The sequence below is a fragment of the Desulfosarcina sp. genome, from assembly GCF_033791525.1.
Lineage (GTDB): Bacteria > Desulfobacterota > Desulfobacteria > Desulfobacterales > Desulfosarcinaceae > Desulfosarcina.
The window spans coordinates 1-26,479 of sequence record NZ_JASJGN010000026.1; the positions used below are offsets into that span (position 1 = coordinate 1).

25 protein-coding genes are annotated in these 26,479 nt (G+C 54.5%); 22 read left to right on the top strand and 3 right to left on the bottom strand.

Features of this window, described 5'->3' with window-relative positions:
- Window positions 1–933 (bottom strand): response regulator (locus QNK41_RS01090; protein WP_319252869.1); only part of this gene is annotated, 933 nt, incomplete at its 3' end.
- A gap of 136 nt (window positions 934–1,069) precedes the next feature.
- Window positions 1,070–2,029 (bottom strand): IS1595 family transposase, encoded by a 960-nt coding sequence (locus tag QNK41_RS01095; protein WP_319252871.1) that lies wholly within the window; start codon window positions 2,027–2,029, stop codon window positions 1,070–1,072.
- 123 nt (window positions 2,030–2,152) lie between these two features.
- Between QNK41_RS01095 and QNK41_RS01100 the strand changes: the two genes are divergently transcribed.
- Entirely contained in the window at window positions 2,153–2,560 is a 408-nt protein-coding gene (locus QNK41_RS01100; protein ID WP_319252873.1) for an HD-GYP domain-containing protein, read from the top strand.
- Window positions 2,561–2,640: 80 nt separating this feature from the next.
- Here the strand turns inward: QNK41_RS01100 and QNK41_RS01105 are convergent, their stop codons facing one another.
- Window positions 2,641–5,784 (bottom strand): NAD-glutamate dehydrogenase domain-containing protein, encoded by a 3,144-nt coding sequence (locus QNK41_RS01105; RefSeq protein ID WP_319252875.1) that lies wholly within the window; start codon window positions 5,782–5,784, stop codon window positions 2,641–2,643.
- Window positions 5,785–6,174: 390 nt separating this feature from the next.
- Between QNK41_RS01105 and QNK41_RS01110 the strand changes: the two genes are divergently transcribed.
- The 21 genes from QNK41_RS01110 to QNK41_RS01210 all read left to right on the top strand — a co-directional run bounded on the left by QNK41_RS01110 (window position 6,175) and on the right by QNK41_RS01210 (window position 26,479).
- A complete protein-coding gene (locus tag QNK41_RS01110; protein ID WP_319252877.1) occupies window positions 6,175–6,495 on the top strand; it encodes a hypothetical protein in 321 nt (106 codons plus the stop codon).
- 265 nt (window positions 6,496–6,760) lie between these two features.
- Window positions 6,761–7,375: a lysophospholipid acyltransferase family protein gene (locus QNK41_RS01115; RefSeq protein ID WP_319252879.1), complete on the top strand. Its 615-nt coding sequence runs from the start codon at window positions 6,761–6,763 to the stop codon at window positions 7,373–7,375.
- A gap of 192 nt (window positions 7,376–7,567) precedes the next feature.
- Window positions 7,568–9,265 carry a DEAD/DEAH box helicase gene (locus QNK41_RS01120; RefSeq protein WP_319252881.1) on the top strand — a complete coding sequence of 566 codons (1,698 nt, stop codon included), beginning with the start codon at window positions 7,568–7,570 and terminating at the stop codon, window positions 9,263–9,265.
- A gap of 468 nt (window positions 9,266–9,733) precedes the next feature.
- Window positions 9,734–10,504 (top strand): ADP-ribosylglycohydrolase family protein, encoded by a 771-nt coding sequence (locus tag QNK41_RS01125; protein WP_319252883.1) that lies wholly within the window; start codon window positions 9,734–9,736, stop codon window positions 10,502–10,504.
- Window positions 10,505–10,669: 165 nt separating this feature from the next.
- The gene (locus tag QNK41_RS01130; protein ID WP_319252885.1) at window positions 10,670–10,912 is read left to right on the top strand and encodes a hypothetical protein; all 243 of its coding nucleotides are present in this window, start codon (window positions 10,670–10,672) and stop codon (window positions 10,910–10,912) included.
- 23 nt (window positions 10,913–10,935) lie between these two features.
- Window positions 10,936–11,700, top strand: a complete 765-nt coding sequence (locus tag QNK41_RS01135; protein ID WP_319252887.1) for a TatD family hydrolase — start codon at window positions 10,936–10,938, stop codon at window positions 11,698–11,700.
- Window positions 11,701–11,913: 213 nt separating this feature from the next.
- Window positions 11,914–12,645, top strand: coding sequence for a metallophosphoesterase family protein (locus QNK41_RS01140; RefSeq protein ID WP_319252889.1), 732 nt, complete (start codon window positions 11,914–11,916; stop codon window positions 12,643–12,645).
- 27 nt (window positions 12,646–12,672) lie between these two features.
- Entirely contained in the window at window positions 12,673–14,076 is a 1,404-nt protein-coding gene (locus QNK41_RS01145; RefSeq protein WP_319252891.1) for a protein kinase domain-containing protein, read from the top strand.
- Window positions 14,077–14,161: 85 nt separating this feature from the next.
- Complete coding sequence (locus QNK41_RS01150; RefSeq protein ID WP_319252893.1) at window positions 14,162–14,641, top strand: MaoC family dehydratase; 480 nt, start codon at window positions 14,162–14,164, stop codon at window positions 14,639–14,641.
- A gap of 89 nt (window positions 14,642–14,730) precedes the next feature.
- Window positions 14,731–15,105, top strand: coding sequence for a cupin domain-containing protein (locus QNK41_RS01155; protein WP_319252895.1), 375 nt, complete (start codon window positions 14,731–14,733; stop codon window positions 15,103–15,105).
- 188 nt (window positions 15,106–15,293) lie between these two features.
- Window positions 15,294–16,340 carry a radical SAM protein gene (locus QNK41_RS01160; RefSeq protein ID WP_319252897.1) on the top strand — a complete coding sequence of 349 codons (1,047 nt, stop codon included), beginning with the start codon at window positions 15,294–15,296 and terminating at the stop codon, window positions 16,338–16,340.
- Window positions 16,341–16,355: 15 nt separating this feature from the next.
- On the top strand, window positions 16,356–16,934 hold the full coding sequence (locus QNK41_RS01165; protein ID WP_319252899.1) for a DUF2889 domain-containing protein: 579 nt from the start codon (window positions 16,356–16,358) through the stop codon (window positions 16,932–16,934).
- Between the two features lie 30 nt (window positions 16,935–16,964).
- Complete coding sequence (locus QNK41_RS01170; protein WP_319252901.1) at window positions 16,965–17,279, top strand: hypothetical protein; 315 nt, start codon at window positions 16,965–16,967, stop codon at window positions 17,277–17,279.
- A 118-nt stretch (window positions 17,280–17,397) separates the two neighbouring features.
- Window positions 17,398–17,925 carry a hypothetical protein gene (locus tag QNK41_RS01175; protein ID WP_319252903.1) on the top strand — a complete coding sequence of 176 codons (528 nt, stop codon included), beginning with the start codon at window positions 17,398–17,400 and terminating at the stop codon, window positions 17,923–17,925.
- A gap of 275 nt (window positions 17,926–18,200) precedes the next feature.
- Window positions 18,201–19,952, top strand: a complete 1,752-nt coding sequence (locus QNK41_RS01180) for an adenine deaminase C-terminal domain-containing protein (RefSeq protein WP_319252905.1) — start codon at window positions 18,201–18,203, stop codon at window positions 19,950–19,952.
- 35 nt (window positions 19,953–19,987) lie between these two features.
- Window positions 19,988–20,767: an EcsC family protein gene (locus tag QNK41_RS01185; RefSeq protein WP_319252907.1), complete on the top strand. Its 780-nt coding sequence runs from the start codon at window positions 19,988–19,990 to the stop codon at window positions 20,765–20,767.
- A gap of 72 nt (window positions 20,768–20,839) precedes the next feature.
- Window positions 20,840–21,370: a hydrolase gene (locus tag QNK41_RS01190; protein ID WP_319252909.1), complete on the top strand. Its 531-nt coding sequence runs from the start codon at window positions 20,840–20,842 to the stop codon at window positions 21,368–21,370.
- A 95-nt stretch (window positions 21,371–21,465) separates the two neighbouring features.
- On the top strand, window positions 21,466–22,140 hold the full coding sequence (locus QNK41_RS01195; RefSeq protein WP_319252911.1) for an LON peptidase substrate-binding domain-containing protein: 675 nt from the start codon (window positions 21,466–21,468) through the stop codon (window positions 22,138–22,140).
- A 180-nt stretch (window positions 22,141–22,320) separates the two neighbouring features.
- Window positions 22,321–23,070, top strand: coding sequence for a metallophosphoesterase family protein (locus tag QNK41_RS01200; protein WP_319252913.1), 750 nt, complete (start codon window positions 22,321–22,323; stop codon window positions 23,068–23,070).
- 140 nt (window positions 23,071–23,210) lie between these two features.
- A complete protein-coding gene (locus QNK41_RS01205; protein ID WP_319252914.1) occupies window positions 23,211–23,708 on the top strand; it encodes a thioesterase family protein in 498 nt (165 codons plus the stop codon).
- Between the two features lie 605 nt (window positions 23,709–24,313).
- Window positions 24,314–26,479: an HDOD domain-containing protein gene (locus QNK41_RS01210; RefSeq protein ID WP_319252916.1), complete on the top strand. Its 2,166-nt coding sequence runs from the start codon at window positions 24,314–24,316 to the stop codon at window positions 26,477–26,479.

Consider the following 26,479-nt stretch of genomic DNA (forward strand, 5'->3'; position numbering starts at 1 on the left):
CATTGTCATCAATGCCGATCGTCCCTGAATGCCCATTAATAGGTTGTTGAAGTCATGGGCGATTCCACCAGCAAGTGTGCCAAGGGATTCCATCCGCTCTGCTTTTCTTAGCTTGGATTGCAGCCGTATTCTCTCACTGATATTTCTAATGACGCCATGAATGCCAACAAACCGATTCCCACCATTGGTGGAGGTCTCTTCTAAAATACCAATGGATTTGACCTCTGCAGTTATGTAATGGGAGCCGTAACTTTCCCTTTTTTCGTCGCCATTCAATCTGAGACGCAACTCAACTTCTGAAGACATACGATTGATAGTTTTGTGCTCGGCAAAATACGGCCGTGCTTTCTCTTGGTCTTTCTCCCAGACGATCGTGGTATAACTTTTTCCGATCAGGTCATCGACCTGAAATCCCAGTAAGTTTACAACGGCATCATTTAGAAAGGTAAAATTGCCATTGGCGTCCAATGTGTAAATGATGTCCGGGCTGTTTTGAACCAGGTAGCGGTATCTTTCTTCGGTAAGGACCAACTGCTCGCTGATTTGATCTTTCTCTTGTTTCAGCGTTTTCTGGCGGAGGGCATTTTCTACAGTGGTTTGCAGTTCTTCAAATTCGAAAGGTTTTCTTAAGTAGTCATATGCACCGCATCGCAGTGCAGTTATGGCTGAGTCGATATCTGCATCGCCGGTAATAATGATAAAAATGGTGTTGGGATGCTGAGCTTTTATATTACTCATTAGGTGGGTACCCAGCATGTCGGGAAGGTGGACATCTAAGATGGCCAGGTCGAATGTGTTACAAGCTATTAAACTTAATGCTTCCTGTCCACAAGCAGCGGTTACAACTTCGTAATTCTTAGCTTTCAGTAAATATGTCACACTTTGACAGATGCGTAACTCGTCATCAACAAGCAGGACTTTCGTGGTCGCCATAGCGAACGTTCCTTGTGCATAGCCGGTGATCAGTTACATACAACTTGCCATTACAACGTAATTAAGGTATCGGCATTTTATTGAATTTCCACAGCCTGTATGAAGTATTCCATATTTTGCTAAGGGGGGTAGTCGGTTAGCTCCTCTTCTCTCGGCTCTGGTTCCAGTTGTAACCGAACGTCACTTCAGTTTCGATTACCGGCTCGGTAGCCATAGCCTGCTCCATAAGTCGGCGAAAAACAAGCCCGCGGCTGCGGGAATTACGCCTATTGAACCGGAATGTAAACTCCTCCAAGTACGACTGGAGATGGGCCGGGACAAAAGAACCTTGATGGGTGACCAGTATCCAGCGCTTGAGGAGGCTTGCAACCCGATGTACACCTGGCATCGTAACATGAGCGGGATCACCTGATGAGGATAACACTGTCCTCTCATGTATGTACTTGTGATTTGACAGACTGTTGTATCCTTTCCAGCCATCTGTCCGGACGGTCGCGCTCCTGTCCACGACGTAACAGATGAAAGGCTGGAGATTCTCAGAAGAGGCATCTGGAATATGACGCATTCGAACTCGCCCAAAACCTTTAGGCTCTTTGACCTCGATAGCAATCGCAACAATGGATTTACTACTTCCGCGTCCGCGCTTTCCTCCTTGCGTAACACCACCAACAAGGGTCTCGTCGACTTCGACTCCACCCGTCAACCGCTCTCGCTCGCTACGTACCATCGATATGCGGTAACGTTGGAGCATTGCCCACGCCGTCCGGTAGCTGGTGCCCAATGTTCGCTCCAAGGTTTTGGCCGAAAAGCCGTTCTTGGCTGTTGTCAGGTGCCAGGCGGCTTCAAACCAAGTGGTCAGCGGGGTCCGCGTTTTTTCCAGAATCGTACCAGCCGTCACGGATGTCTGATGGCGGCATGCGGAACAGACCAAACGACCACGTGTTTGGCGCCAAGGCTCCCCACTCGTCTGGCATATGGGGCAGCAGAAGCCATTCGGCCACCGCAACTGCTCCAAATAGGCAGCACATACGTTGTCATTGGGAAAGTGTTGTACAAACTCACGATACGTGTTCGGGAAATCTCCTCCTGTCGTCATGCAAAAAAGTATACCACAGGAGGAGCTAACCGACTACCCCCCAAAAATAATTTGAATGGATTGACCTTGTCGTTCTGCCTATGGGAGACTGTTAACAGGCATAAAGGGAAGGGGGAGTGATCGATGAAAACCCAAATCGAAAAACCGTTGTTGAAATCCCTTGCCATGATGGCATCCATGATCGAGGCTCGGGATGCTTATACCGGTGGCCATCTCTGGCGGGTTTCCCAGTATTCCCAGCAATTGGCCGAAGCGGCCGGCCTGCCGACGGAAATGGTTTTTTTGTCCAGGCAGGGCGGCTTTCTGCATGACATCGGCAAAATCAGTATTCCGGATGGCATTCTGGGAAAGCGCGGCAAACTCACCGAGCCGGAATATGAAGTGGTCAAAACCCATCCGGGAATCGGGGCCATCCTGATCCAGGAGCATCCGCTGAACTCGAAACGCTCATCAAAGCGGTCGGTGCGGCATTGGCGGGTGAACCGAAAAGGTGAAGGGCCGGTGGGGTTTTCGACTCCCCCTATCCAGTGAGGGGGTGCGCTTTATCCCTTTCCGAACCGACACCGATCAACCAACCGTATTTTTGTCTCCCGGCATCTCTGATATGATAGTCATCTGTCTATTGCCGAAGCGATGGTTTTGATGCCTTCGGCAAAGTCGGCATCCATCTTCCCGGTGAAGGCCTTCCAGTCGGCACCGAAGCGGTAAAAGGCCATGGATGAAAGCTTCTTGGTGAGGATGGCATCCCGATAGGGCCGAAGCTCCTCGGCGTTAAGCGTGTTCATGATCGCGTCCCGGCCAAGCCGTTTGATCAGGATTGCCGGGATGTAGTTCTCCAGCACTTTCCAGACCAGCGCCTTATCTTTAAGGATGACGGCGATATTCTGCTCACAGATTCGCTGCAGGGCAAAGATCTGCTCACTGGTTATTTCCGACAGATCGAACAGGGGGATCGACGGATCGGCTTCCTGGATGCGGATGAGCATATCCGTTTCCGCACGGGCATATCGGTCCACCAGTATCATGATATCCCGTATCAGGGCCCAGCGGGTCTGTGTGTCGCCCAGTAGCTTGGTCTCATAGTCGTCTCCGAGCAGGAATGCGGTGAGCACTTCGGCAATGGAGCTGGAGAAGACGCCGCCCTTATTGGCTGTGGTGTCCTTGATATGCTTGATGGCGGTGGTGGTGGCGATGGTCCGCCTGGCGGCGTCATCGAAAAAGACGTTGGCCCCGTCGACGATGAACTGCAGCTCTTTGAACACGGAGAGAAAATTCTTGACGTTGCCGCGGTGAACGGTGTCCTTGAAACCGCCGCAGGGGATGAAGGCCCGGATGTCCGCCTGGCTGATAAACCGCCGGTTGTCGGGCTCCGACAGAAAGTTGCGGTGGAACAGGGCCCCGTCTTCCACGATCGTGCCGTCGGGAAGGGTGACGTTTTTGGCGGTGAGGGGGACCATGAAACCCTGGGGGCTCAGCTTATCCACGGGGAACTGCCGGGTATTGGCCCGGGGCGCGGCGTGCCGCATGAAGGCGATTTTCATCAGCGACTGCCGGTCCAACCCCTGGGGATCGAACAGGATGGAGCCTCCGTCGATGATCAGGCAGATCTTTCCTTTGTAACACTGGATTTCGTTGGCTCCCAGGTCGCCGTCCGGACCGCCGGTCATCATCAGGTTGAGATCGTCTTCCCTGGCCCCGCAGTGGGTGGTCAGGGTTCTAAATGCTCCCATGACCCCGGTGGTGGTCATGCCGCTGGTGTCGACCTTGCCGCCGATTCGCTCGTAGATGGCCTCCATGTCTGTGGTGACGACAACGGAGGTGCCGTTGATCTGCAGGTCCGTGCCCTTTTCCTTGCGGTCGATCAGGCCGAACAGGTCGCCGTTTTCCAGCATGCCGTAAGTGTCGTGGGGGATGCCGATGCTTTTGCCCGTGGTGAGCGTTCGCCAATAGCGGTAACCGCGCTCCTGCGAACGGATGGCCACCGCATCCATCAACGGCGCGGTTCCCTCGTCCGGGCCGAAGAACACCATTTCGGGCTTACCGTAATAGTCGACGATGCTGTCGTCGCCGAGCACCAGGTCGATGATGCCCTCGGTATAGTCGTACAAGGCGTCCATGCCAAGACTGGAATAGATGGCGTGGGGCACCACGACGCCCTTGGAACCGCTTTCGCAGATATCCTTGTGCTTCAGCCGCTGAGCCTTGGGACCCAGGGCGTAGTTGAGCAGCACGGCATTGTCGATTTCGGTGGGGTAGTTGGCAGGGGAGACGCGGATCAGACGCAGTCCGCCCCTGGCGATGTCCCCGGCCCGCAGGTGGGTGCCGCAGGCGTAGTGGCCGTTGACGAAGAAGATGCCGAAGACGAACTGATCGAAGACCAAGGGGTCCAGGATGGCATTGTCGAAGCGAAAGGCGAAGGATCGCTTCTCGGGTTTGTAAAAGTTGGTCTTGAGGGTGCACGAGACCATCTTGAACATGAATCGGAAGATGTCACAGTGGAGCCAGTTGTCTATAAACCGTGACGAGATGATCTTGTTAAACGCTGCGAACTTCTCATCCAGCGCCGCAGCGGGGATCCGGTTTTTTGCCGACGGGTGGAAGCGTCTTTCGAAAAGCGCGTAGAGAAATTTCACCAGGTCCGGGTTTTCGGTAACCGCCTCCAGGATGGCCTTGTAGACATAGGTGGACTTGTTGGAGCCGTGGATTCTTCCGGCGAAGGCGTCCCTGTGATCCTTGCTGGTAAGGCTTTGCAGGATCTCCCGGTCCGTGGCGTTGTCGCGCTCCTTGAAGATGAACATGTGGGTGAAATCCGCGGCGTTGCCGGCGAAGAGCGTCTCGTTGAAGGTCAACGGCCCGTTCACGTAAAGGTCGGTGACGCGGTTGACGGCGAAGGAGAGGTAGGCGCACAGGTCGCCCACCAGTTCCGCCTCCTTTTTACGGGGCAGTTCACCCCGGATATAGAGGGAACAGATCGACGAGGGCACGGGGGATTTGCCCCAGTAGGGCTCCCAGTAGGCCCGCTTGAGCACCAGGCCGTGATCTTCGAACAGTTTGCGCAGCACGGGCAGCTGGGGCGAGGCGAAATCACTGTTGAACATCAGGCGCATCTCCCCGGTTTCCGGCAGGTTGAACACCTCGATCAGGGGGGTGACGGCACCCTCGGCCGCTTTGATAAATTTTTCGTAGCGCTGCCGGGTGGGCTCGGGGGTGGTCATGTAGTCTCCGGCCAGGGTGAACAGGAACCGGGAATCCGTGAAGGCCTCCCGGGGAAAGTCATGTACGGTTTCGGGCCGGATGATGTAGGTGTAGTAGTTGCTTTCGGGGCTGTAGTAGTATTCGCGCCGGTGGCCAGAGATCATGTTTTCCAGGATTTTTTCCATGCTGTCCCGGGTCTCCAGGGTGGCGATACGGACCCGCTGAACGTTGTTCTCCTGCTCCAGATCGAAGTCGATGTGGGCCACCCGCCCCACCAGGACCACCTTGCCGTCTTTCACGGTGATGCTGGTGGCGATGGAACCCAGGATATGCTTGAGGGAATCTTTCTTGATGTTCTCGAAGAAATAGGTGGGAAGCCCGAGGTCTTCCAGCAGGATTCCCGCCGCCATGTTGATGCAGTTGGCGGTCAACAGCCCCTCGGAGGAGAGGTCCACCACCGCCTCGTAAAGGACGCTGGGGTTGAGTTTCACGCTCTGGGCCTTGTTGATGATGTAGGCGCCTTTGGAAACGGAATCGGGGCGATTGAATTGGCTCTCCATGACTTCTCCTCAATTTTCTTTAAAATAAACGTGGCGGCTGACCTATCAAAAATTGTCGGGAAAAAAAACGAAAATCGGAAACCGTATGACGATTTAAGGCAAAAATGCCGACCCGATGCCGCGGACATGCCAAGGCCGGTTGTGTCGGACGATAAGGTCAATTGCCGCCGCCGACCCGGGAAAAGGATACCTGTCGATTCCAGAATCCCGCGTGGTTGCGTTTCAAACGGTTGTATTTTGGGATATAAATCTTAAATTTGATACAGTGATCAGATTTTCGGAATAGCCCGGGTATCCTCGCCGGTATGGTTTAGACCAACAGAATCGACATCCCGTATTCCCCAGGCTTGGCCCTGGCTCTTTTTATGAGACAACAAGAAGGCGGACAGCATGACCATTTTCTCGATGCTCAGAATGGACGAAAACCATAAGCGCAGCGTCGCCCAAACCATTCTTTCGGAATCCGGCGCCATTGTCAAATGCCAGTCTTGCGGCAATTACCATGACCGGCTGGATGGCAGGGCGCACCATCTGGCCTTTAGCACCGGTGAGCAGCTGATCATTCGTGGCGATGCGAGGGTGAGGGATTTTAAAAGAAATTTCGATGCACTGAAAAGTCTGATGGGGAGAATTCTGGCGGAATCGAGCCGCTCCGGAAGATGCAATCAGATGAAAAGAAAAGGGGATCGGGGGCTCGCGCAGGAGCCTTGAAATTACCAAGGCATGATGAGTCGTTACCTGCCGATCCGTTCAATCGACCTGCCGGGAGCCGTGTAAAACATTTGTAAAAACGGCAAAATCCTTTGTTATGCCGATGCCGATGGCATACAAACGGTCATTCTTATTTATTGGAACAAGTCTCAAAGCCAACCTATACCGCCCACGGTCTACCTGAGTCCAATGGCCCACTGTTGACCGCATGCAACCCGATGGCATGGTTTTGAAAGACATTCGAACCTTTAAGAAGACGATAACCATGACCATCCATGAAACGATCGTTATCCGGACACTGGTGCGCTGGCTGGCTCTGCTGGTCTTCAAATGCGCGGGATGGACATCCGAGGGCCGCAAACCGGATCTTCCCCGGTATGTCATCATTGCCGCTCCCCATACCTCCAACTGGGATTTTATCTTCACGCTCTGCCTGGCCTTCATTTACCGTTTGAATGCCGTGATCATGATGAAAGACGCCTGGTTTCGCTGGCCGCTGGGGCCCTTGTTCCGCTGGTTGGGCGCACTGCCCATCGATCGATCCGGTGCGAACCAAGTGGTGGCTCAATCCATCGCCAAATTCCACCAGCGCGACCGTCTGGTTCTCGTGGTACCACCTTCGGGGACGCGCAAGCGCGTGCTCCATTGGAAGACGGGTTTCTATCACATCGCCAACGGTGCCGGCGTTCCCATTGTGCTCGGTTTTCTGGACTACCGGCGAAAGGTCGGCGGATTCGGCCCGGTTGTCCAACCGAGGGGCGACCTCGACGCCGACATGGCCGTGATCCGAGCTTTTTACCGGGATATTTCCGGGAAATACCCCCTGAAGGAGAGCCAGCAGTGCATCGCCCCCAGTGTGTCACCGCCGGCCGCGGGCTGAGGCGAATGAGGGGGGAAAAAAATGATTGCCAAATGCCGTTGACAGAGATATAAGCCGCCCCAACGATAGCCCAACCGCACGTCGGCCGCCGAACGAAATAGACCGGCGATCGATATCCATATCAAAGTGAAAAAGCCGTCCGGATCGAGCTGGACGGCTTTTTTTGTGGTCAACCAAAGGAGAACCGAACAGATGGATTTCAAGACAACAGGCCTTCGGGCAGAACTGCTTCGCGCCCTTGAGGAGTTGGGATTCGACGCTCCGATGCCGATTCAGGCCGCGGCCCTGCCCGAGCTGCTAAATGGGAGCCGGGATTTTATCGGCCTTGCCCAGACCGGCACCGGTAAAACCGCTGCCTTTGGCCTGCCGCTCCTTCAGCGGGTCGATGCCGACCTGAAGAGCCCTCAGGGCGTGATCCTGTGTCCCACACGGGAGTTGTGTCTGCAGATTACGGACGACCTGAAACGATATGGCCGCTACCTGCCCAGAATACGTGTGGCGGCGGTTTATGGCGGTGCCAGCATCGCCCACCAGATCCGCCAGCTGCGCGATGGCTCCCAGATCGTCGTGGCCACGCCCGGCCGCCTGATCGATCTGATGCAGCGCCGGGCAGTGGATTTGTCTCACACGGCCACCTGCGTGCTCGACGAAGCCGATGAAATGCTCAACATGGGTTTCAAGGAGGATATCGACCGGATCCTGGGAAAAATGCCAGCCGATCGTCGAACCTGGCTGTTTTCAGCCACCATGCCGTCGGGGGTAGCGGCCATTGCCAAGACCTACCTCGATGACCCGCACAAGGTTTCACTGGGCGGGCGCCAGCATAGTGCCCCCAATATCACCCACGCCTGTTACGTGATGAACGAGCGGCACCGTTACCAGGGGCTCAAACGCATCATCGACTTCACGCCCGGAATCTTCGCGCTGGTGTTCTGCCGCACCCGCAGGGAAACCCAGAGCGTGGCGGACGCTCTGGTGCAGGAGGGTTACCCGGCCGATGCCCTCCACGGCGACCTGAGCCAGGCCCAGCGTGACCATGTCATGGGCAAATTCCGCCGGCAGTCGATCCGGCTCCTGGTGGCCACCGATGTGGCTGCCCGCGGCCTGGATGTGGATGAGATCTCCCATATCATCCACTACAACCTGCCCGATGACGCTGATATCTATACCCATCGCAGTGGCCGAACCGCGAGGGCCGGGCGTTCGGGCGTCTCCATCGCCCTGTCTACTCCCCGGGAGATTGGCCGGCTCCGTGCGATGGAACGCGCCAACGCCATGCGTTTCGAATTTCGGAAATTTCCGGATGGTCGGGCGATCTGTGAACGGCAGTTGGACGGTTTCGTGGACCGGATCGTCGAGACGCCGGTGGACCCTAAGGCCTTTGCCAGTTACCTGCCCGCGGTCAGCGAGGCTCTGGAAGGTCTCGACCGGGAGGAATTGATCCTGCGATTCATGGCCGCTGATTTCAACCGAATTTTTAAAGACTACCGCGAAGCGGGCGACATCAACGCTGCGGTGCGTCCGGCGGCCGTTCGCCCGGCCGGTAAGAGTCGCAAGGTTCGACCGGAGGAGCCTGGTGCCCAGCGTTTTTTCATCAACGTCGGCCGCCTGGATAAAATCAACGAAGGTGCCATCGTGCGGCTGGTGTGCGACCATTCCGGCATCCGCTCCCGGCAGATCGGCCGGATCGAACTCAAACGTGAATTCTCGTTTTTCGAGGTGGCCCGGGCCGCTGCCGACAAAGTCCGGCGCAGCCTTAAGGACGTCCCGTTCGACGGCCGGCGGGTCCAGGTCAAGGACGCAGGGAATAAACACTCCCAGGGCAAACCGGATCGGATCCGCAAGATCCGGCCGGGAATTCGCCACGCGCAACGGCGGGTCAGCGCTTAATCACGCCGGGCAGGATAAATTCATACAAAGATAGCTTGATGTCGCCATTATTTTTGCCTACTATACAAACAGCGCATTTCAAGCCCATCCGAAATTTCACGCGGCTTTTGACTAAACGTTGATGACGTCGTAAAAAGTCTCGATTCAGACGGTTTCGTAAAAGGTCCACGATCAAGGCTTGCGAATTCTGAGAATACCGCTGTCGCGGTTGCCGTAGGCAGTTTACTTACGTTACTCCGCAATGACGAAGAATGAAGCGTAACGAAGATGTTGGACCTTTTACGGGACCGTCAACGTTGATGCCACCACGCCAGCCCTGCCTCCATTGAGCGATCTCCGAGTCTGTTGCAAGTATAGTCATCATCCCCTTTCGCAGTCAGCGTTGATCTGGAAAGCGCGGTCTCGGCTGCACATGCGTTGCAGCCGAACGGATTGACTACTTTTGGCCAACTCATCGAGGATCTAACCATGATCGGTGCAATTGCCGGCGACATGATCGGTTCTCCCTATGAAAGCTGCCCGATCAAAACGGTGGCCGTTCCGATGGTGGTGGCGGCGTTTACCGACGATACGGTCCTGACCATCGCGGTTGCCAACGCCATTATCCGTTGCACGGACTACCGCGTGGCGATCAAGTGCTTTGCCCGAAATTTCCCCAATCTGCCCTACGGCGGATCCTTCTGGCACTGGATCTGGGATCCCAACAGTATTCCTTACTACAGTTACGGCAACGGTTCGGCCATGCGGGTGTCTCCCGTGGGGTTCGCTTTCGAGTCCATTGAAGATGTGTTGGCCCATGCCAAACGATCCGCCGAGGTCAGTCACAACCATCCGGAAGGCATCAAGGGGGCCCAGGCAACCGCTCTGGCCGTTTTCCTGGCCAGGAAAGATGCGGACAAAGCCACCATCCGAAGGCAGATCGAAACCCGGTTCGCCTACGACCTGGGGTGCAGCGTCGATGACATCCGGGCGGGTTATCGTTTCGATGTCTCCTGCCAGGGCTCTGTGCCCGAGTCCATCATCGCCTTTCTCGATTCCAAGGACTACGAAACCGCAGTGAAAAATGCCATCTCTCTCGGCGGCGATGCGGACACCATGGCCTGCATCGCCGGCGGCATTGCCCAGGCCTACTATAAAACGATACACCCTGATATCGTTTGGCAGGTCCGGCGAAACTTGCCCGACGCCCTGCTGGCGGTGCTGGATCAGTTCAGCGAAAGATTTGATTGCCCCTATTGATAAATGAGGGTCATCTGATCGACTTGACAACTCCGTTGAAGTGTCCAGAGTATGGCCTGGCCCGCAGGTCTAAAAATAACCTGTTTTCATTATAACTATTTATAATTAAATGACTTACCTAATCGACTGCAGCACAGTCGGTAGTTGACATAACAGGATGCACAAATGACCCACGATCGTGTTAGACTGATACCCGACCCCAACCATACTAAGAAAAAAAAATCTACTAAATTGACCTATTGGCGTTCAGCGCACAATTGTTTCTCAATCGACTACAAGGGCATTATCACCGAAATCTGCAAAGGCGACCTTGGCTATGGAGACATGGACCGGATGGATGGCGCTATTCATGCCGTCATCGGGTGCAAACAAAAAGACAGAAAAAAATGCCAACTGATAGAAATGTAAAACATCGGTCCACATCATAGCCTATGCCAGACCACCCACTCGTGGATGTGCATGCCCACATCTGTGATCCTGATTTTGACGAAGACCGGACCGACGTTCTGACACGCGCACGTAACGCCGGCGTGGAGGCGATTGTCGCTGTTGGCGAAAACCTCGGCGATTCCCGCAAAAATGTGGAACTCGCCAAGGTCTATCCCATGCTGAAGGCGGCGGCCGGCCTGTATCCGACGGTTCTCGATCTGGATCAGGCCGATGAGATGGTCGCTTTTATTCGCCTGAATCGCTCCCATTTGGTTGCGATCGGTGAGGTCGGATTGGATTACTGGGTTGTAAAGGAAAAATCGCAAAAAGAGGTGCAGCGAGAAATTTTTAAACGGTTTGTTGAACTGTCCAAAGCACTGGATTTGCCGTTGAACATTCATTCGCGGTCCGCCGGCCGCCATGCGATCGCCCTGCTGCTGGAAAACAGTGCCACCCAAGTCCAGATGCATGCCTTTGACGGCAAGGCCGGTGCTGCGTTGCCGGCGGTCGAAGCCGGATATTTTTTTTCGATTCCCCCTTCGGTCATCCGTTCCCGCCAGAAACAAAAACTGGTCAAACGGCTCCCCCTTGCCTGTCTGCTGGTCGAAACGGACAGCCCGGTGCTGGGACCGATCCCGGCGATGCGCAACGAACCGGCCAACCTGTCCATTTCCATCCAGACGATTGCGCAGATCAAAAACGTCCCTGAAGAGGCGGTGATGGAAGCGGTTTCGGATAATACCAGGCGCCTGTATGGCGTATGGTAAAGGACCGGAACAAGGATATGAAACAACATCTCATCGGCCGCATCTGCCCGCTGGTGATAGTCTGGACGGCGATTGTCCCCTATCGGTTCTATCGCCGTCGGTCCTGAAAAAGAACCCATTTTGGCAATCGTTCCCCGGCCGGACAGGGCAATGGGAGGCCGCCTGCGTGTTTTCCCGTTTCATTAGATACGGTTTTCTGGTAAATTCCAGGTTATGCAAATCGCCGTATTATCTGACATTCATGCCAATCTGGAGGCTTTTCACCGGGTGCTTGGGGATATTGACAGTCGGACACCCGGTGTTGACGAGATTATTTCACTGGGAGACACGCTGGGTTACGGCCCGGAACCGGAAGCCTGCATGGCCCTGCTGCGCAAAAGAGGCATTGTGTCGGTTCAAGGCAACCATGAGCTGGCCGTGGCGCAAGCCAAATACCGCCAATGGTTCAATCCTCAATCGCGTAAGGCCCTCCATCGGACCTGTGAGTTGGTTTCCGACGAAACCGTGGTTTACATCCGTGAGTTGCCGCGGTTTCTGATCCGGCACGGCTGTTTGTTCGTGCACGGATTGCCGCCAGAGTCCGTATTCAGATACCTCTACGAAATCAAGGACGATGATCTGGGTGATCTCTTTTCACGATTTGCCGAGGCAGTGGCTTTCGTCGGGCATACCCATGAACTGGAACGGATCAGCTGGGACGGCCGTCGTGCAATGCGCCACTCATTGGAACAAGGACATCACGTCCTGGACCGGTCCAGCCGCCATATTATCAATATCGGTGCGGTAGGCCAACCCCGCGACGGAGACAACCGGGCCAAATATGTGCTCTGGGATACGGACACCTGGGAGTTGACCGTCCGTTTTGTGGCCTATGACATCAAGTCCGCCATGGCGGGGTTCAAATCTGCAGGCATGCCCGACCAGTATGCCCGGCGGCTGCTTTGATGGTTCGGGAAGGTTTTTAACAGGTAGATGAAACTTGGTCGATACAATGTCTGCGGCTTGCTGGGTCGAGGCGGCATGGGCGTGGTTTACAAGGTCCGCCAGCCGGTTACCGGGCGCATCGCCGCACTAAAAATCCTGAAACCGGCCGACACGCTGTTGAAATTGGTGGGATTGGAGGGGCTCCGGCGTCAGTTCGAATCCGAGGCCGTCACCATGGCATCTCTGAACCATCCGAATATCGCAGCGGTATGGGATTATGACGAGGCCGGGGGCATCCCGTTTTTCGTGATGGAATATTACTGCCTGAACCTGGGGATGCTGATGGGGGAAAGCTATCGGGTGGAGGCACCCACCCGGCGGCTGCCTCTGGATAAGGCCGTGAATTATACGTTGCAGACCCTGGACGCACTGGCCCGGATGCATCATGCGGGCATCGTCCATCGTGATATGAAGCCGTTTAACCTGATGCTGACCGATTCCGGCCGGATCAAGGTGATCGATTTCGGACTTTCCCGGTTGCGGGGCGAAACCGGATCGGCCGCGCCCAGCGGGGTTAAAGTCGGTTCGCCCTATTACGCGCCGCCCGAACAGGAAACGGACCCGGACAGTGTCGACGGCCGGGCAGACTGCTATCCGGTGGGGGTGATGCTCTACCGGATGTTGACCGGGGTGCTGCCCACTGACGAGGCGAATCTGGAGAACGGAGCCATCCAGCCGGCCAGTCGTTTCAACCCGGATCTGGATGCGGCCTGGGACGCCTTTTTCAACCGGGCCATGGCGCGTGCTGCAGAAGACCGGTTCTCCGATGCCACCACGATGAAACAGGCCCTGGAGAACGTGTACCAGGCCTGGCGCGATCAACTGGCTGCGGTTTGCAGGGGCGTTGACGATTTGACGACCAGGCCCTTAACCGTTGAACCGGGCGGACTGCGGTCGGAACCCATCAAGGTTGGGACCCGCCACGCACGCGTCCGGTTTGTTCTGGACCCCCTGTGGCGGCCGGAAAGCCTGACGGATCGAGGTGTTAAAACCTACGCCAGGCATGCTGACGGCACTGTCGTCGATGCGGCCACCGGCCTGCAGTGGCAACGGGTGGGAGGCGACTATCCGGCAACCTGGTCCGATGCCCACGCCTACGTGGCCGACCTCAACGCCCACGGATTTGCCGGCGCGTCGGATTGGCGCTTGCCCACCGTGGATGAACTGGTTTCGCTGCTGGAGCGCCCCCCGGTGATGCGTGATTTTTGCCTGCCACAGGTTTTTGATCCCTCGCGTTCAACCCTGTGGACCTGCGATCGAAAATCCTACACGGCCGCCTGGTTTGTCAGTGCCGCGCTGGCCTTTGTCGGCTGGCAGGATTTTTCATGCCGATTCCACGTCCGCGCGGTGCGCACGCTCAGCTTAAGGCGGTCTGAAGAATCACCCGGATAGTCCAACCGGACCGGCATTGATACGCGTATCACATACAGGAACCCGGTGAGCAGGGTTTAAAACAGTTGCACAAGGAGTCACTCGAATGCAAACAGGCCAATTCGGCACCACACCGCAGGAGCGCTATCTGGAAGACTATGTAACCGGCGACGTCCATGAGTTCGGGCCGGTCACCATCACCGAAGCGCAGATCGTCCAGTTTGGCAGGCAGTTTGATCCGCAGCTTTTTCACACCGATCCGGATGGTGCCAGGCAATCGGTTTACGGCGGTCTTATCGCCAGCGGCTGGCATACCTGCGGCCTGTTCATGCGACTGTTTGTGGAACATTATCTGCCGGAACGGGCCAGCCTGGGAAGCCCGGGTGTCGATGAACTCCGCTGGATTAAACCGGTGCGCCCCGGCGATGACCTCACCCTGCGTGTCACCGTACACAAGGTGAAACCGTCGCGCAGCAAACCCGACCGGGGGGTGCTGTTCTCCTTCTGCGAGATGCTGAACCAAGATCACGAGGTTGTGGCGACAATGATGGCCATGAATTTGATCCGGTATCGCGACAGAGACTGAGCGCAGGGCTTGGCAGATGGATTTTGTTGCACGGCCGGTGTTAAGGAAAGGGTGCGTCATAGCGACATAGGAAAGCGAAGGGACAGGCAATGAGCACAATCGAGTATCTTCAGATTTATTCGGACACCGATGGCTGTTCACATTTCAAGACGTTGATCATCGACCTGAAACCCAACGATTACGCACCTCCGGCGACTCCGCTGAACACCTCTTCACCTGCGGCTGCCGAGGCATCTCTTTTCCTGGAACTGCCGGTTGGCTGGGTTGGGGATTGGCATCCGACGCCAGTGAGGCAATGGCTGATCATAATGACCGGTGAATGTGAGTTCGCGGTGGGTGACGGGGAGCGTTGTCGTCGAAAATCAGGCGATGTCGTCATGCTGGATGACACGACCGGGAAGGGTCACTGTACCCGGGTAATCGGGGATGTGCCCGTGCGGATCGCTGCGATCCATTTCAGTTGAACAGTCTAATCATGTTTTTATCAAAGGTCGGTAACCACTATGTTGCAGCGGCATCTTCCCACGCTCGATATATGATCGGTGAACAGTGAGTGATGAACGGTGAACCCCAAACCAGATACTGATATTCAAAAGACCCTGCCCCATGCATGCCGGCGTCGGACGATGGAAACAGGGCAAAAGGATCGACAATGACTCAATTCGCTATTGATAGATATGATTTTGAAACAGGTGTATACCGGCCTCCCAGCGAGGGGGGCAGCAACTCCCTGCTGGTCCGTTTGACGCGCAACTGCCCCTGGAACCGCTGCACCTTCTGCGGCATGTATAAGACCGAGAAATTCCAGGTGCGACCGGTCGCCGAAATCAAACAGGATATCGATGCCATGGCCGCCGTGCGCGACGACCTCGCGGCGCTTTCACGGCAGTCCGGACCAAACGGTGAGGTGACCCAGCATGCCGCCGTGGCCCTGATCGGGAAACACCCCGAACTGAACCACCACCAGGGCTTTGCCATGCTTTACCACTGGTTGTTGTCCGGCGGTAAAACCGTGTTTCTGCAGGACGCCAACAGCCTGATCATGAAAACCGGCCAGTTGGTTGAGGTGTTGGGGTATCTGCGCAGCACGTTCCCCTCCATCGTCCGGGTCACCACCTATGCGCGATCCAAAACCCTGGTGCAAAAATCCCTGGATGACCTCAAGGCCATTCGTCGGGCCGGCCTGGACCGGCTGCATGTGGGGTTGGAAAGTGGGGATGATGCGGTGCTTGAAAAAATCCAGAAAGGCGTCACGGCCGAGATCCATATCAAAGGCGGCCGGAAGGCTCTGGCGGCGGGCTTTCAGCTATCGGAATACTGGATGCCCGGTCTGGGCGGCAAAGACCACTGGCAGGATCATGCCAGAAACACGGCCCGCGTGCTCAGCGAGATCGATCCGCACTACATGCGATCCCGCCCCTTTCGCCCCTGGCCCGGCACCCCCCTGGCCCGCGAGATGGCCGAGCAGACCTTCGAGATGCTGACTCCCGGGGAACAGCTGCATGAATTGCGCCTGACCATGCAGGAGTTGTCAGTCACCGGCCGGGTCTGTTTCGATCATGCCGGGAACTCCTGGAAAAACAGTCGGGGGCAGCTTTTGTTCACCCACAGCTATGAGGGTTATAAATTCCCGGAGGAGAAGCAGACGGTGCTTGACCTGATCGACGATGGACTGAAGATCTCCTCCCGGCAAAAATGACACTAAAGAGGTGCCATGGGTTCCCTGAAAGACCTGATAAACGGCAATCCCTTCCACAGCCGATCCATAGAGATGAAAAGCTATGCCCTGGATGATGACTGCATCCTGGTCGAGGGGTGGCTCCGGGAAGACCGGTTTCAACCCGTGTATGCGCTGACCGGTGAAAAAATAGAGCCGGGGCCGGTGCACCATATGGCCATCCGCCTCAAACTGGGTGGTGCTCCGCCCACCATCCTGGATGCCGAAGCGGAAATGGTGCATGTGCCCCTTGAATTCTGCCGCGGCACCCTGGAAACGATAAACAACGTCATCGGTCTTGAAATACGCGCCGGATTCAAGAAGAAGGTGCGTGAGATGATGGGCGGCGAGCAGGGATGTGTCCATCTGACCCATCTTCTTACGGTGATGAGCCAGGCCGCGTTCCAGGGCCATGTCGCCCACAAACGAAAAAGCCGGAAGCCCCTGCCCGCATCCCTGGAAGCGGTCGAAGGCCTCGATGTGCTGTTGGGGAGTTGCCGCGCCTGGAGGCGAGGCGGCCCCAAAGTGACCCATTTAAAATCAGTTCTGGAGAACAAGGGTTCTATGACCGAATAACTGGATTGTCCACCCCACAAGGAGAATTGCATGATTACCGTAATTGTTGAATTTGGACTCCCCCAACCGATCTCGAGCCAAGAGGCCCGCGAGATCTTTTTGAGCACGGCCCCCAAATACCAGGGGTTGCCCGGATTGATCCGCAAGTATTACTTTCTTTTCCCGGACGGCACCACAGCCGGCGGCGTCTACCTGTGGCAATCGCGTGAAGACGCAGATCGTCTGTACACCGATGAATGGCGGGCCTTCGTGCGCGGGAAATATGGCTCCGAGCCCGTTCTGAAATACCTTGAGACTCCGGTTGTCGTGGACAACGTGTCAAATGAGATCATTTCCTCCCCATAGGCCTTCTGCAAAGGTCGACAGACCGAACCCCTTTTGCCACTGTTTTTAGCAACTTGACAAATATTCATTTTTAAGCCATTCTCTATTCGCGAATCACGAATAGAGAATGGGGGGCGTGGTGATACTTAAACCTCAGGATGTGGTGATCGTGATGAAACTGGTCGCCATTGGAAAGGGAGAATGGTCATACAGCCGTATGGCCGGGACTTTGTGGATGAGTCCGTCCGAAGTCCACGCCGGTGTGAAACGAATTATCAAGGCGCGTTTGGCATCTGTTCAACGGGATTGCATCATTCCCAACGCACGTAACCTGGAATCGTTTCTCGTTCACGGGGTGCCTTATGTATTCGTGCCTGAATTGGGTGAGGTTACCCGGGGGATGCCGACCGGTTATGCAGGACCGGGGCTGTCACCCTTTTTCCAGTCCTCCGATGAACTGCCTCCGGTTTGGCCTGATCCGGATGGCGAGGTTCGCGGGCAAGCCTTTTCGCCGTTGTACAAATCAGTCCCGCAAGCGGCACGCGAAGACGGGAAACTATACGACCTGTTGACTTTCGTCGATGCCCTACGTGGGGGTCGGGCACGTGAGCGGCAGATGGCACATCTGGAAATTAAGAAAAGGTTGAGACCCGATGCCGAAGGTTGACAATCCCAACATAGAGATGCTTGAGGCAGCGGTTGAACGGCTCGGGATCCTGATTTCATGGATGCATTGCCAGGGCTTATGCCTCCGGATGTTGCAAGCCAGGCCAGAGTTTCTAACATTATCGAACGCGTTGAGATGATATTGGAAAAATAGGAGAGAATAGGGATACATTGGAAAAATTCTGAAGCGTTGAGTATGACCTGCCTCATCGTGAATGGGCAGCCACATTGATTTCGGTGCCAAATAGGTCATATACAAGGAAATGATGACCCATCATGAACGAAAATCAAACCAAAAAACTGATTGATGTGGCCCTGGGGCGGACGCCCGGCGATCTTGCCATTGTCAATGCCAGGCTCCTGAACGTCTATACCGGTGAGATACTGGACAATCAGTCGGTATGTACCTGCGGGGAGCGGATTGCCTGCGTGGGGCCGGATGTCGGTTCTGCCATCGGCGACGGCACGACGGTCATCGACGCTGGCGGTGCCACCCTCATACCGGGGTTCATCGATGGTCACGCGCATGTGGCCTCGTCGTTCACCGCCGGCGAGTTTTTGAAATATGCGGCCAGGGGCGGCACCACCACCATCGTCACCGAGACTCTGGAGCCCTATGCGGTTGCCGGCATCCGGGGTGTCCTGGATTTTCTTGCGTCCTTAAAAGATCAGCCGATCAAGTTCTTTGCAACGGCACCTGCCATGGTCTCCACCAGCCGGGCCGCCATGGGAATCGATCCGGCGGACCTGGACACACTGCTGGCGCGGCAGGAGATCGTCGGCCTGGGGGAATCCTATTGGCAGGCGGTGCTGCAAAACCCGGATGTGTTTCTTCCGATCTTCGCCCAAACCACGGCCCATCGAAAGCTGCTGGAGGGGCATTCCGCCGGGGCCAGGGGAAACAAGCTTCAGGCCTATGCGGCCTGCGGGGTCTCCTCCTGCCATGAGCCCATCAAGGCCGAGGAGGTGCTGGACCGTCTCCGGCTGGGCATCTATGTAATGATTCGTGAGGGAAGTATCCGGCGGGATCTTGCCGAGATTGCAAGGATCAAGGACATGGTCGTTGACACACGTCGGCTGATTCTGACCACGGACGGCATATCACCCGCGGACCTGATGGAGATGGGGTATATGGAATATCTCGTCCAGAAAGCCATCGACTGTGGCTTCGACCCGGTTACCGCCGTGCAGATGGCGACCCTGAACGTGGCCGAGCATTTTGGTCTGGACGACCGCATCGGCGGAATCGCCCCCGGCAAAACTGCCGACATGGTTCTGATTCCCGCCCCGCAAATCATCCAGGCGATGGTTGTGGTCAGCAGCGGCCGCATCATCGCGCGGGATGGAACGCTTGAAATGGCGCCCCGCAAACACGTCTTCGCCGCTGAAAGCCTGAACACGATTCGAATTCCCAAAAAATACGAACCGTCCGATTTTGACCTGCCTTTCCATGGGGATGGCGACACGGCCACGGTCCGGGTGATCGAGATGGTGACCGACCTGGTGACGCGTGAAATGCGTCTGGAATTAGGGGTCTCCGGCGGAAAGGTCCAGTCGGACGCTGCCAATGATCTGGTGAAAATCGCGGCCATTGACCGTGCGAACCTTCCAGGTAGCTGTTTCACCGGACTGATCAAAGGGTTTGGCCTGCAGTCCGGTGCCATGGCCTGCAGTGCGGCTTGGGATACCGCCTGTGTCGTCGTCGTGGGGGCCGACGAGACGGACATGGCCCTTTGCGTCAACCGTATTCGTGAGATGCAGGGCGGGGCGGTCGTTTGCAACGCTGGGCGCGTTGCCGCGGAGCTTGCCATGCCCGTTTTCGGACTGATCTCCGAACTGCCGCTGGAGGAACTCGTTGCCCGGTTGAAAGCCATCCGGCAGGCGGCGGCGGACCTGGGCGTCTCATTTCCCGATCCGCTGCTGACCCTGATCGCCCTGACGGGCGCGGCCATCCCGTTCCTGCGAATTTGCGAGGAAGGGCTGGTCAATTTTAAGGACGGGCGGACGGTTGATCTCTTTGTGGCATAGTGCCCACACACATATGATCATTATTGAGAAGACGCATGACATTTCAACCAAAAGATCTGGACGATTTAAAAAAGGCGAAGCGGCTGCTGGAAAACCCGGGCCTTGCCGCCAAGATCACCAATTTTCTCGGCACACCGATTGAAAAAGGATTTGCCATGTTGCCCGAAAATTGGAGTGTGAAAATCGGTGAAGTGACCCGTACGGCCCTGTCCAAGGCGATTCATGCGGCAGTTCTCACCATAAAAGATTCGCCCGGTGAAGCAGCATCAACAGTCTGGCATAAACTGGCTGTGGCCACATCCGGCGGCATCGGAGGCTTCTTTGGGCTGCCCGCATTGGCATTAGAGCTGCCCATATCGACAACCATCATGTTGCGTTCCATAGCTGATATCGCCAGAAGCGAAGCGGAGACGATCAATACCATTGATTCCAAAATGGCCTGCATCGAAGTATTCGCTTTAGGTGGGCCGAGCATGAACGATGATGCGTCTGAGTCGGGATATTTTGCAGTTCGCGCCGCCCTGGCACAATCGGTCACAAAAGCTGCTGAATATATTGCCGAAAAAGGTCTGGCTGAAGAAAGCGCACCTGCTCTTGTCCGATTGATCATCCAAATTGCGGAGCGCTTCAGCATCCAGGTGTCGCAGAAAGCCGCCGCTCAGGCAGTCCCTGCAATCGGCGCCGCGGGTGGGGCTATTGTCAATACCTTGTTTATCGATCATTTCCAGGATATGGCGCGGGGTCACTTTATCGTCCGGCGTCTTGAAAGAAAGTATGGTAAGGAAATTGTCGAAGAGACCTACCGGTCAGTCTGAGCCGAGATAGCGGTGGCTTTTCCCGTCGATAGCGGCGAGAGCGTGTCAAAGAAGGGGTCAACCTTGTTGAAAATGGAAAACACCGTACTGTTGCTTGTGGATATTCAAGGCAAACTCGCCCACCTGATGCACAAGAAAGAACGGTTGTTCGATAATCTGCAAAAGCTGATCAAAGGCATTCGGGTTTTAGGAATTCCCGTCCTCTGGGTGGAGCAGAATCCTGTCGGTCTCGGTCCGACCATACCTGAGGTCGCCGACAGTTTGCCCCATGTGACGCCCATCAGCAAAATGAGCTTTAGCAGCTGCCGCAATGATCGCTTTTTGCGGGCCTTGAAAAATATGGATCGCAACCAGATCCTGATTGCAGGGATTGAAACCCACATCTGCGTCTATCAGACAGCAGTCGATTTAGTGGATATGGGGGTTGAGGTGCAGGTTGTGACTGACGCCGTGTCTTCAAGAACCGCGGAGAACAAGGGCATCGGGCTGCAGAAAATGAGAGATGCGGGTGCGAGTTGGACGAGCGTCGAAACCGCTCTGTTTGAATTGCTTGGGGTGGCAGAGGGAGAAGTGTTCAAGTCACTTTTGAAGATTGTGAAGTAATTGAGAACCGTACGTGCTGCACTGGGCAGGATAGAAAAGAGCAAAAAAAATCTAATCGTCAGGCGTGTTGACCCCTTCAGCACTGGGAGGACCTCGTGACACAAACCATCAAAATTCCCCTGTTTCCACTCGGATTGGTCTTGCTGCCGGACATGCGGCTGCCGCTCCACATCTTCGAGGAGCGATACAAACAGATGATCTCCGAATGCCTGGCGGACCACAGGCCGTTTGGGATCGTGCTGTTTGACGGCCAGTCCATCCACGCGGTCGGCTGCATGGCCAGGATCGATGCGGTCATAAAGCGCTACGAGGATAGCCGCATGGATATCATGGTCCTGGGCGGGGAGCGGTTTGTCATTCGGGAATTGATTGAAGAGCGGGCCTACATGGAGGCACGGGTCTTCTTTTTCGATGATGCGGAAAAGGTTTCACCTGACGATAACCTGGAGGAGGTCGTTGAAACCGCCATGAATCTGCTTAAAGAAGTGGACGGCATCGATATCGGGTTCGACCCGTCAGACCTTGGCAGCCGCATCAGTCCGAAACAGCTCTCCTTTGCAATAGCGTCACTGGAAGGGTTTGCACCCGCCGAACGCCAGGGGATTTTAGAGATGACCTCTCCTTCCGAGAGGCTGAAAAAATGCGTTCAGGCGCTCTCCCGGATCGTGGCGCGCAACCGGTTGACCCGGGAGATTCAGAAGATGATCGGCGGAAACGGCCACCCCCCGAGAAGCATCCTCAGAGAGATTGAGGATCAGCTGAAGGAATAAAACGATACTGGTTTCACCTATAGTAAAGGAACGGGTTGCCGCGCTACAAGGCAAGTCACACTCAACCCTCAAATTGATGCGGACGGGTTTTGCCTGCGCTCATGTCGTTTTTCAACACCCTGATAGGGTCAAACCCAGATTGGTGACTAAACCTCCTGGAGGTCAGATCGGGACAATCTTTTGAAAATTGCCATCATTTCAGACATTCACGGTAATCTTGAGGCGCTCAATAGCGTGTATGCTGACATCCGGCAAAACGATGTCGACAACCTGGTCTGCCTGGGGGATATGGTCGGCTACGGTCCTGAGCCGGAAGCGGTGGTTAATTTTGTGATTGAAAAAGGCATTGGCAGCGTCGCGGGAAACCACGAGTTGGCGATTCATGAAGACGAACGGTTGGAAGAGATGTCGGACGATGCCCGCGCGTCCATCCTGATTACCCGGAATCTGCTTTCCGCCGCCACCCTGGCTTTCATCGGGCAGTTGCCGCGCTATACCATCTTAAATAAAATGCGCTTCGTTCACGGCATGCCCCCGGATTCCGCAACCACCTATTTGCACTGGGCCGGCGATGGCGAAATTGCTGCCCGCATGATGGCGGTCGCACAACAAAGGATTTTCGTGGGCCACACCCATCGTCCGATCGGTTATTCGTTTGATGAGATCGATCTGGATGTCATTTTCTTGCGAGAAGGCAAAACCCGACTGCGTGGGGACTCCCGATACATCGTCAGTGTCGGCAGTGTGGGCCAGCCGCGCGATGGCGATCCCCGAGCGAAATATGCGATTTACGATTCCGAAGCAGATGAATTCGATTTGCGATTCGTCGCTTATGATATCCAGAAGACGGCGGATCGGATCATTAAACTGGGTTTTCCGAAATACAACGCACAGCGCCTCTTTTCTAAAATGGATGGTTTCGACTCGTGACACCGAAGCCGATTGATTTTGATTTCGAATGTTCTGCCACGGCCCTTTGCAAGCGATCGCAGACCAACTGATTTTCAGCTCCGGTCACCAATAGGAGAAAGAATATGATACCTGCTACTGAGTGCGGATATTGGGATAAAATGAAAACCTGCCAGGTTGTCATGGCGGATCTCACTGATCTTCCCAGCTATCATCGGCAAACGATCCCCGCAGCGTACATGGACAGAATGGGCCACATGAATGTTCGCTATTACATGACCGTATTTGACAAGGCAACTTGGCGCATGTTTGCGGACTATGGATTGGACGACGCATATTTCAGCAAGACAGAAAACGGGGTTTTCGTACTCAAACAGTTCATTCAGTATCTCGCTGAGGTTCGGCCGGGAGAGAACGTTGCTGTGTATACCCGTTTGCTTGACCTTACGGATAAACGAATTCATTTAATGCATTTCATGGCCAATCAAGACACAGACGGATTGGCGTCCATTATTGAATCTTTAATTACCCATGCCAACCTGAAGGTGCGCAAAGCCGTCCCTATGCCATCTGAGATTGCCGCAGGATTTCGTTCCCGTCTGGTTAAAGACCAACATTTGGACTGGGATTCCCCGGTTTCCGGTGTGATGTATTCATGAACCAATATTTGACGGATTCGTAAAAAGCCCGATATCTGCGTTACGCTTCATCCTTCGTCACTGCGGCGTACCGTAAGTACGCCTCATTCCTTAGAATTCGCAAGCCTTGATCTCGGGCTTTTTACGAATCCGTCGGAAATGCGACTTTTTACGAGACCATCAATATTTAAAACAATTTTTGACAATCGAAGACCGGTGCCGGTTAATAAATGTTGACTATTTGCTTGACCGACCACTTTATCCACCCTAAACTTCATTGAAATTGACAAATGGTAAAAGGTCATTGAACGGTAAGGATCGACACATACACGGGGCTGCCTTTTATCTTACTAAGTCCACGAGAGCCCCGACACCCCACATCACTCTGGGTGTCTTTTTTTCATCTCTAAGCTAAAGTAAAAATTGAGTATGCCGATATGACCACAGCAGAAGGAAACCATTTTCAATAACCAATAGTCGGCTCGTTCTTGCGCCAAACCACCCGGATATTCACCGGGTCAGGGGATTTACTGATTCACGAAGCCACCTCTGAAACGCTGCATATCTGACGGCACAATGGGACAGACCTGGTCTGATACTCTTTCTGATCTGGAAGGCTGCTGTAAATGAAAGCACAGAAACCTTTTTTTGACAAATTATCTACCCTGAAAAACCTTCCCACGCTTCCTCATATACTGCTAAAACTTTTTGAATCTTGCAGCCAGGACAGTGTTGATCTCATTGAAATCGCAACCATTGTAGGCAAGGACCCCTCCTTGAGTGCCAAGATCCTGAAGCTGGTCAATTCAGCTTATTTTGGATTGCCTCAAAAAGTTCAGGAAATCAATCAGGCCGTGGTTATAGTCGGTACCAGCGGAATCAGGAACATGGCTATCTGTGCCTGCGTTTATGAAGCCTTTCCCAAACCGAAAAAGAACGGGAATTTCAACCTGAAAATGTTCTGGTGGCACTCTCTCCGATGTGCCTTTTTATCAAAAAGCATCGCTTCGGAGATGAATTCCGATCAACGGGATGAGGCTTTTGTTTCCGGCCTTTTGCATGACATTGGTAAGGTCGTGTTGTGGGTAAATTGCCAAGCGGCGTATGAAGCGCTTCTTGGAGATTGTCGTGGTGATGGGCAGCAGTTGATTGAGGGAGAAGCCCGCCTGGGGGCAACCCATTGCGAGGTGGCGGCATGGCTTCTCGATCGCTGGAACTTCCAGCCCATGATTTCCGATGCAGTGCGTTACCATCATGAAAGTCCGGTCCGCATTGCCCAGGCCCTTCCGATGACGCAGATTGTCTGTATTGCCAATTTTTTGTGCCAGGACACCGAACCCGGAATGAACCAAGGCGTCGTATTGGCCCAACAGATTTTAGGGCTGAGTTCAGACGAATGCTACGTGTTGATTGAGAAATCCGGCCAGGAGGCCAAGGAGGTGGCCGATGCATTAGGCATCGATATAAACGTGGAGGAACCAGCCCAAAAAACGATCGATGAAAAAGATCAGCAGATACAGGATGCCCTGGTCCGGGATGTCAAGAACGTGTCGCTGCTCATGGGCTCGCTCGAGGGTTTTTTAACGACGGAGGATCAGAATGACATCCTGTCCGTCATCTCAGACGGCCTGAAAATCCTGCTGGACGTAAACCGCTTCCTTTACTACCAGTTAGATGTAGAAAAAAACGTTCTTTTTGGGTATCTTCAAGATAAAAATGGGCGGTATACAAAGAACCACGGCATTGCCGTCTCTATGGGGTTGGATCAATGCCTGTTGGTAAAGGCGCTTCTCGAAAAGAAACCGCTGGATTCTTTTTCAACTGCGGAACAACACCCATTGACGATTCTCGATGAACAGCTCATTCGCCTGCTCGACGGACAAGGGATCTATTGTCTTCCACTTATCGCACATGGTGATGCAGTGGGGGTTCTGGTTCTGGCACTCCAAAAAAACGACTTGCCGTTCCTTTTAGAGAACCAGAAGCTGTTGAATCTTTTTATCCATAAAGGAGCCTTGGCACTCCGGCTCGACCATATGAAGCAGATTCAATTGCAAGACATTCAGGCAAAACGGGCGGAGGCCTCCAGCGATCTGGCCAGACGAGTGGTTCACGAAGTCAACAATCCCTTGAGCATTATCAAAAACTATCTTAAGGTTCTTGAAATAAAGTTGACCGGCAAAGATATAGCCCTGGATGAGATCAGAATTGTCAACGAAGAGATCAGCCGTGTTGCCGATCTCCTTAGAAAATTAACTGATTTTTCCACGGAAAAAGCACCCACACAAGAAAAGACCGATATCAATGTTTTGCTGATGGACATCGTCAAGCTAACCAAGGATTCCCTTTTAAGACATGCAGATGTAAAACTGCACACAGATCTCGAAAAGGATTTACCACCAGTCATTGCAGAAAAGGCAGGACTCAAGCAGGTCTTTATCAATCTCATTAAAAATGCGGCTGAAGCCATGCAAGCGGGTGGGAATCTTTTTATTCAGACCCGACATCTACCACCACCGATCAGCGGCAAGCACGTGCACGGAAAAAAGGACTTCAATGGATATGTCGAGATACAATTCAAGGATGATGGGCCCGGAATTCCAGAAGATATCAAAGAGAAATTGTTCGACCCTTATGTGAGTTCCAAGGAAGGCGGGCATTCCGGCTTAGGCCTTTCCATCGCTTACAACATTGTTAAATCATTGCATGGCCAGATAAGCTGTACGCGCCTCCCGCGCCAAGGGACAGTATTTAAAATTGAATTGCCGATACAAGGTGCCTTTAATCGATAG

Excerpts from the sequence above, each read along its gene's own strand:
- QNK41_RS01095 (WP_319252871.1), bottom strand. The coding sequence starts at position 2,029 with ATGACGACAGGAGGAGATTTCCCGAACACGTATCGTGAGTTTGTACAA.
- QNK41_RS01100 (WP_319252873.1), top strand. The coding sequence starts at position 2,153 with ATGAAAACCCAAATCGAAAAACCGTTGTTGAAATCCCTTGCCATGATG.
- QNK41_RS01105 (WP_319252875.1), bottom strand. The coding sequence starts at position 5,784 with ATGGAGAGCCAATTCAATCGCCCCGATTCCGTTTCCAAAGGCGCCTAC.
- QNK41_RS01110 (WP_319252877.1), top strand. The coding sequence starts at position 6,175 with ATGACCATTTTCTCGATGCTCAGAATGGACGAAAACCATAAGCGCAGC.
- QNK41_RS01115 (WP_319252879.1), top strand. The coding sequence starts at position 6,761 with ATGACCATCCATGAAACGATCGTTATCCGGACACTGGTGCGCTGGCTG.
- QNK41_RS01120 (WP_319252881.1), top strand. The coding sequence starts at position 7,568 with ATGGATTTCAAGACAACAGGCCTTCGGGCAGAACTGCTTCGCGCCCTT.
- QNK41_RS01125 (WP_319252883.1), top strand. The coding sequence starts at position 9,734 with ATGATCGGTGCAATTGCCGGCGACATGATCGGTTCTCCCTATGAAAGC.
- QNK41_RS01130 (WP_319252885.1), top strand. The coding sequence starts at position 10,670 with ATGACCCACGATCGTGTTAGACTGATACCCGACCCCAACCATACTAAG.
- QNK41_RS01135 (WP_319252887.1), top strand. The coding sequence starts at position 10,936 with ATGCCAGACCACCCACTCGTGGATGTGCATGCCCACATCTGTGATCCT.
- QNK41_RS01140 (WP_319252889.1), top strand. The coding sequence starts at position 11,914 with ATGCAAATCGCCGTATTATCTGACATTCATGCCAATCTGGAGGCTTTT.
- QNK41_RS01145 (WP_319252891.1), top strand. The coding sequence starts at position 12,673 with ATGAAACTTGGTCGATACAATGTCTGCGGCTTGCTGGGTCGAGGCGGC.
- QNK41_RS01150 (WP_319252893.1), top strand. The coding sequence starts at position 14,162 with ATGCAAACAGGCCAATTCGGCACCACACCGCAGGAGCGCTATCTGGAA.
- QNK41_RS01155 (WP_319252895.1), top strand. The coding sequence starts at position 14,731 with ATGAGCACAATCGAGTATCTTCAGATTTATTCGGACACCGATGGCTGT.
- QNK41_RS01160 (WP_319252897.1), top strand. The coding sequence starts at position 15,294 with ATGACTCAATTCGCTATTGATAGATATGATTTTGAAACAGGTGTATAC.
- QNK41_RS01165 (WP_319252899.1), top strand. The coding sequence starts at position 16,356 with ATGGGTTCCCTGAAAGACCTGATAAACGGCAATCCCTTCCACAGCCGA.
- QNK41_RS01170 (WP_319252901.1), top strand. The coding sequence starts at position 16,965 with ATGATTACCGTAATTGTTGAATTTGGACTCCCCCAACCGATCTCGAGC.
- QNK41_RS01180 (WP_319252905.1), top strand. The coding sequence starts at position 18,201 with ATGAACGAAAATCAAACCAAAAAACTGATTGATGTGGCCCTGGGGCGG.
- QNK41_RS01185 (WP_319252907.1), top strand. The coding sequence starts at position 19,988 with ATGACATTTCAACCAAAAGATCTGGACGATTTAAAAAAGGCGAAGCGG.
- QNK41_RS01190 (WP_319252909.1), top strand. The coding sequence starts at position 20,840 with ATGGAAAACACCGTACTGTTGCTTGTGGATATTCAAGGCAAACTCGCC.
- QNK41_RS01205 (WP_319252914.1), top strand. The coding sequence starts at position 23,211 with ATGAAAACCTGCCAGGTTGTCATGGCGGATCTCACTGATCTTCCCAGC.
- QNK41_RS01210 (WP_319252916.1), top strand. The coding sequence starts at position 24,314 with ATGAAAGCACAGAAACCTTTTTTTGACAAATTATCTACCCTGAAAAAC.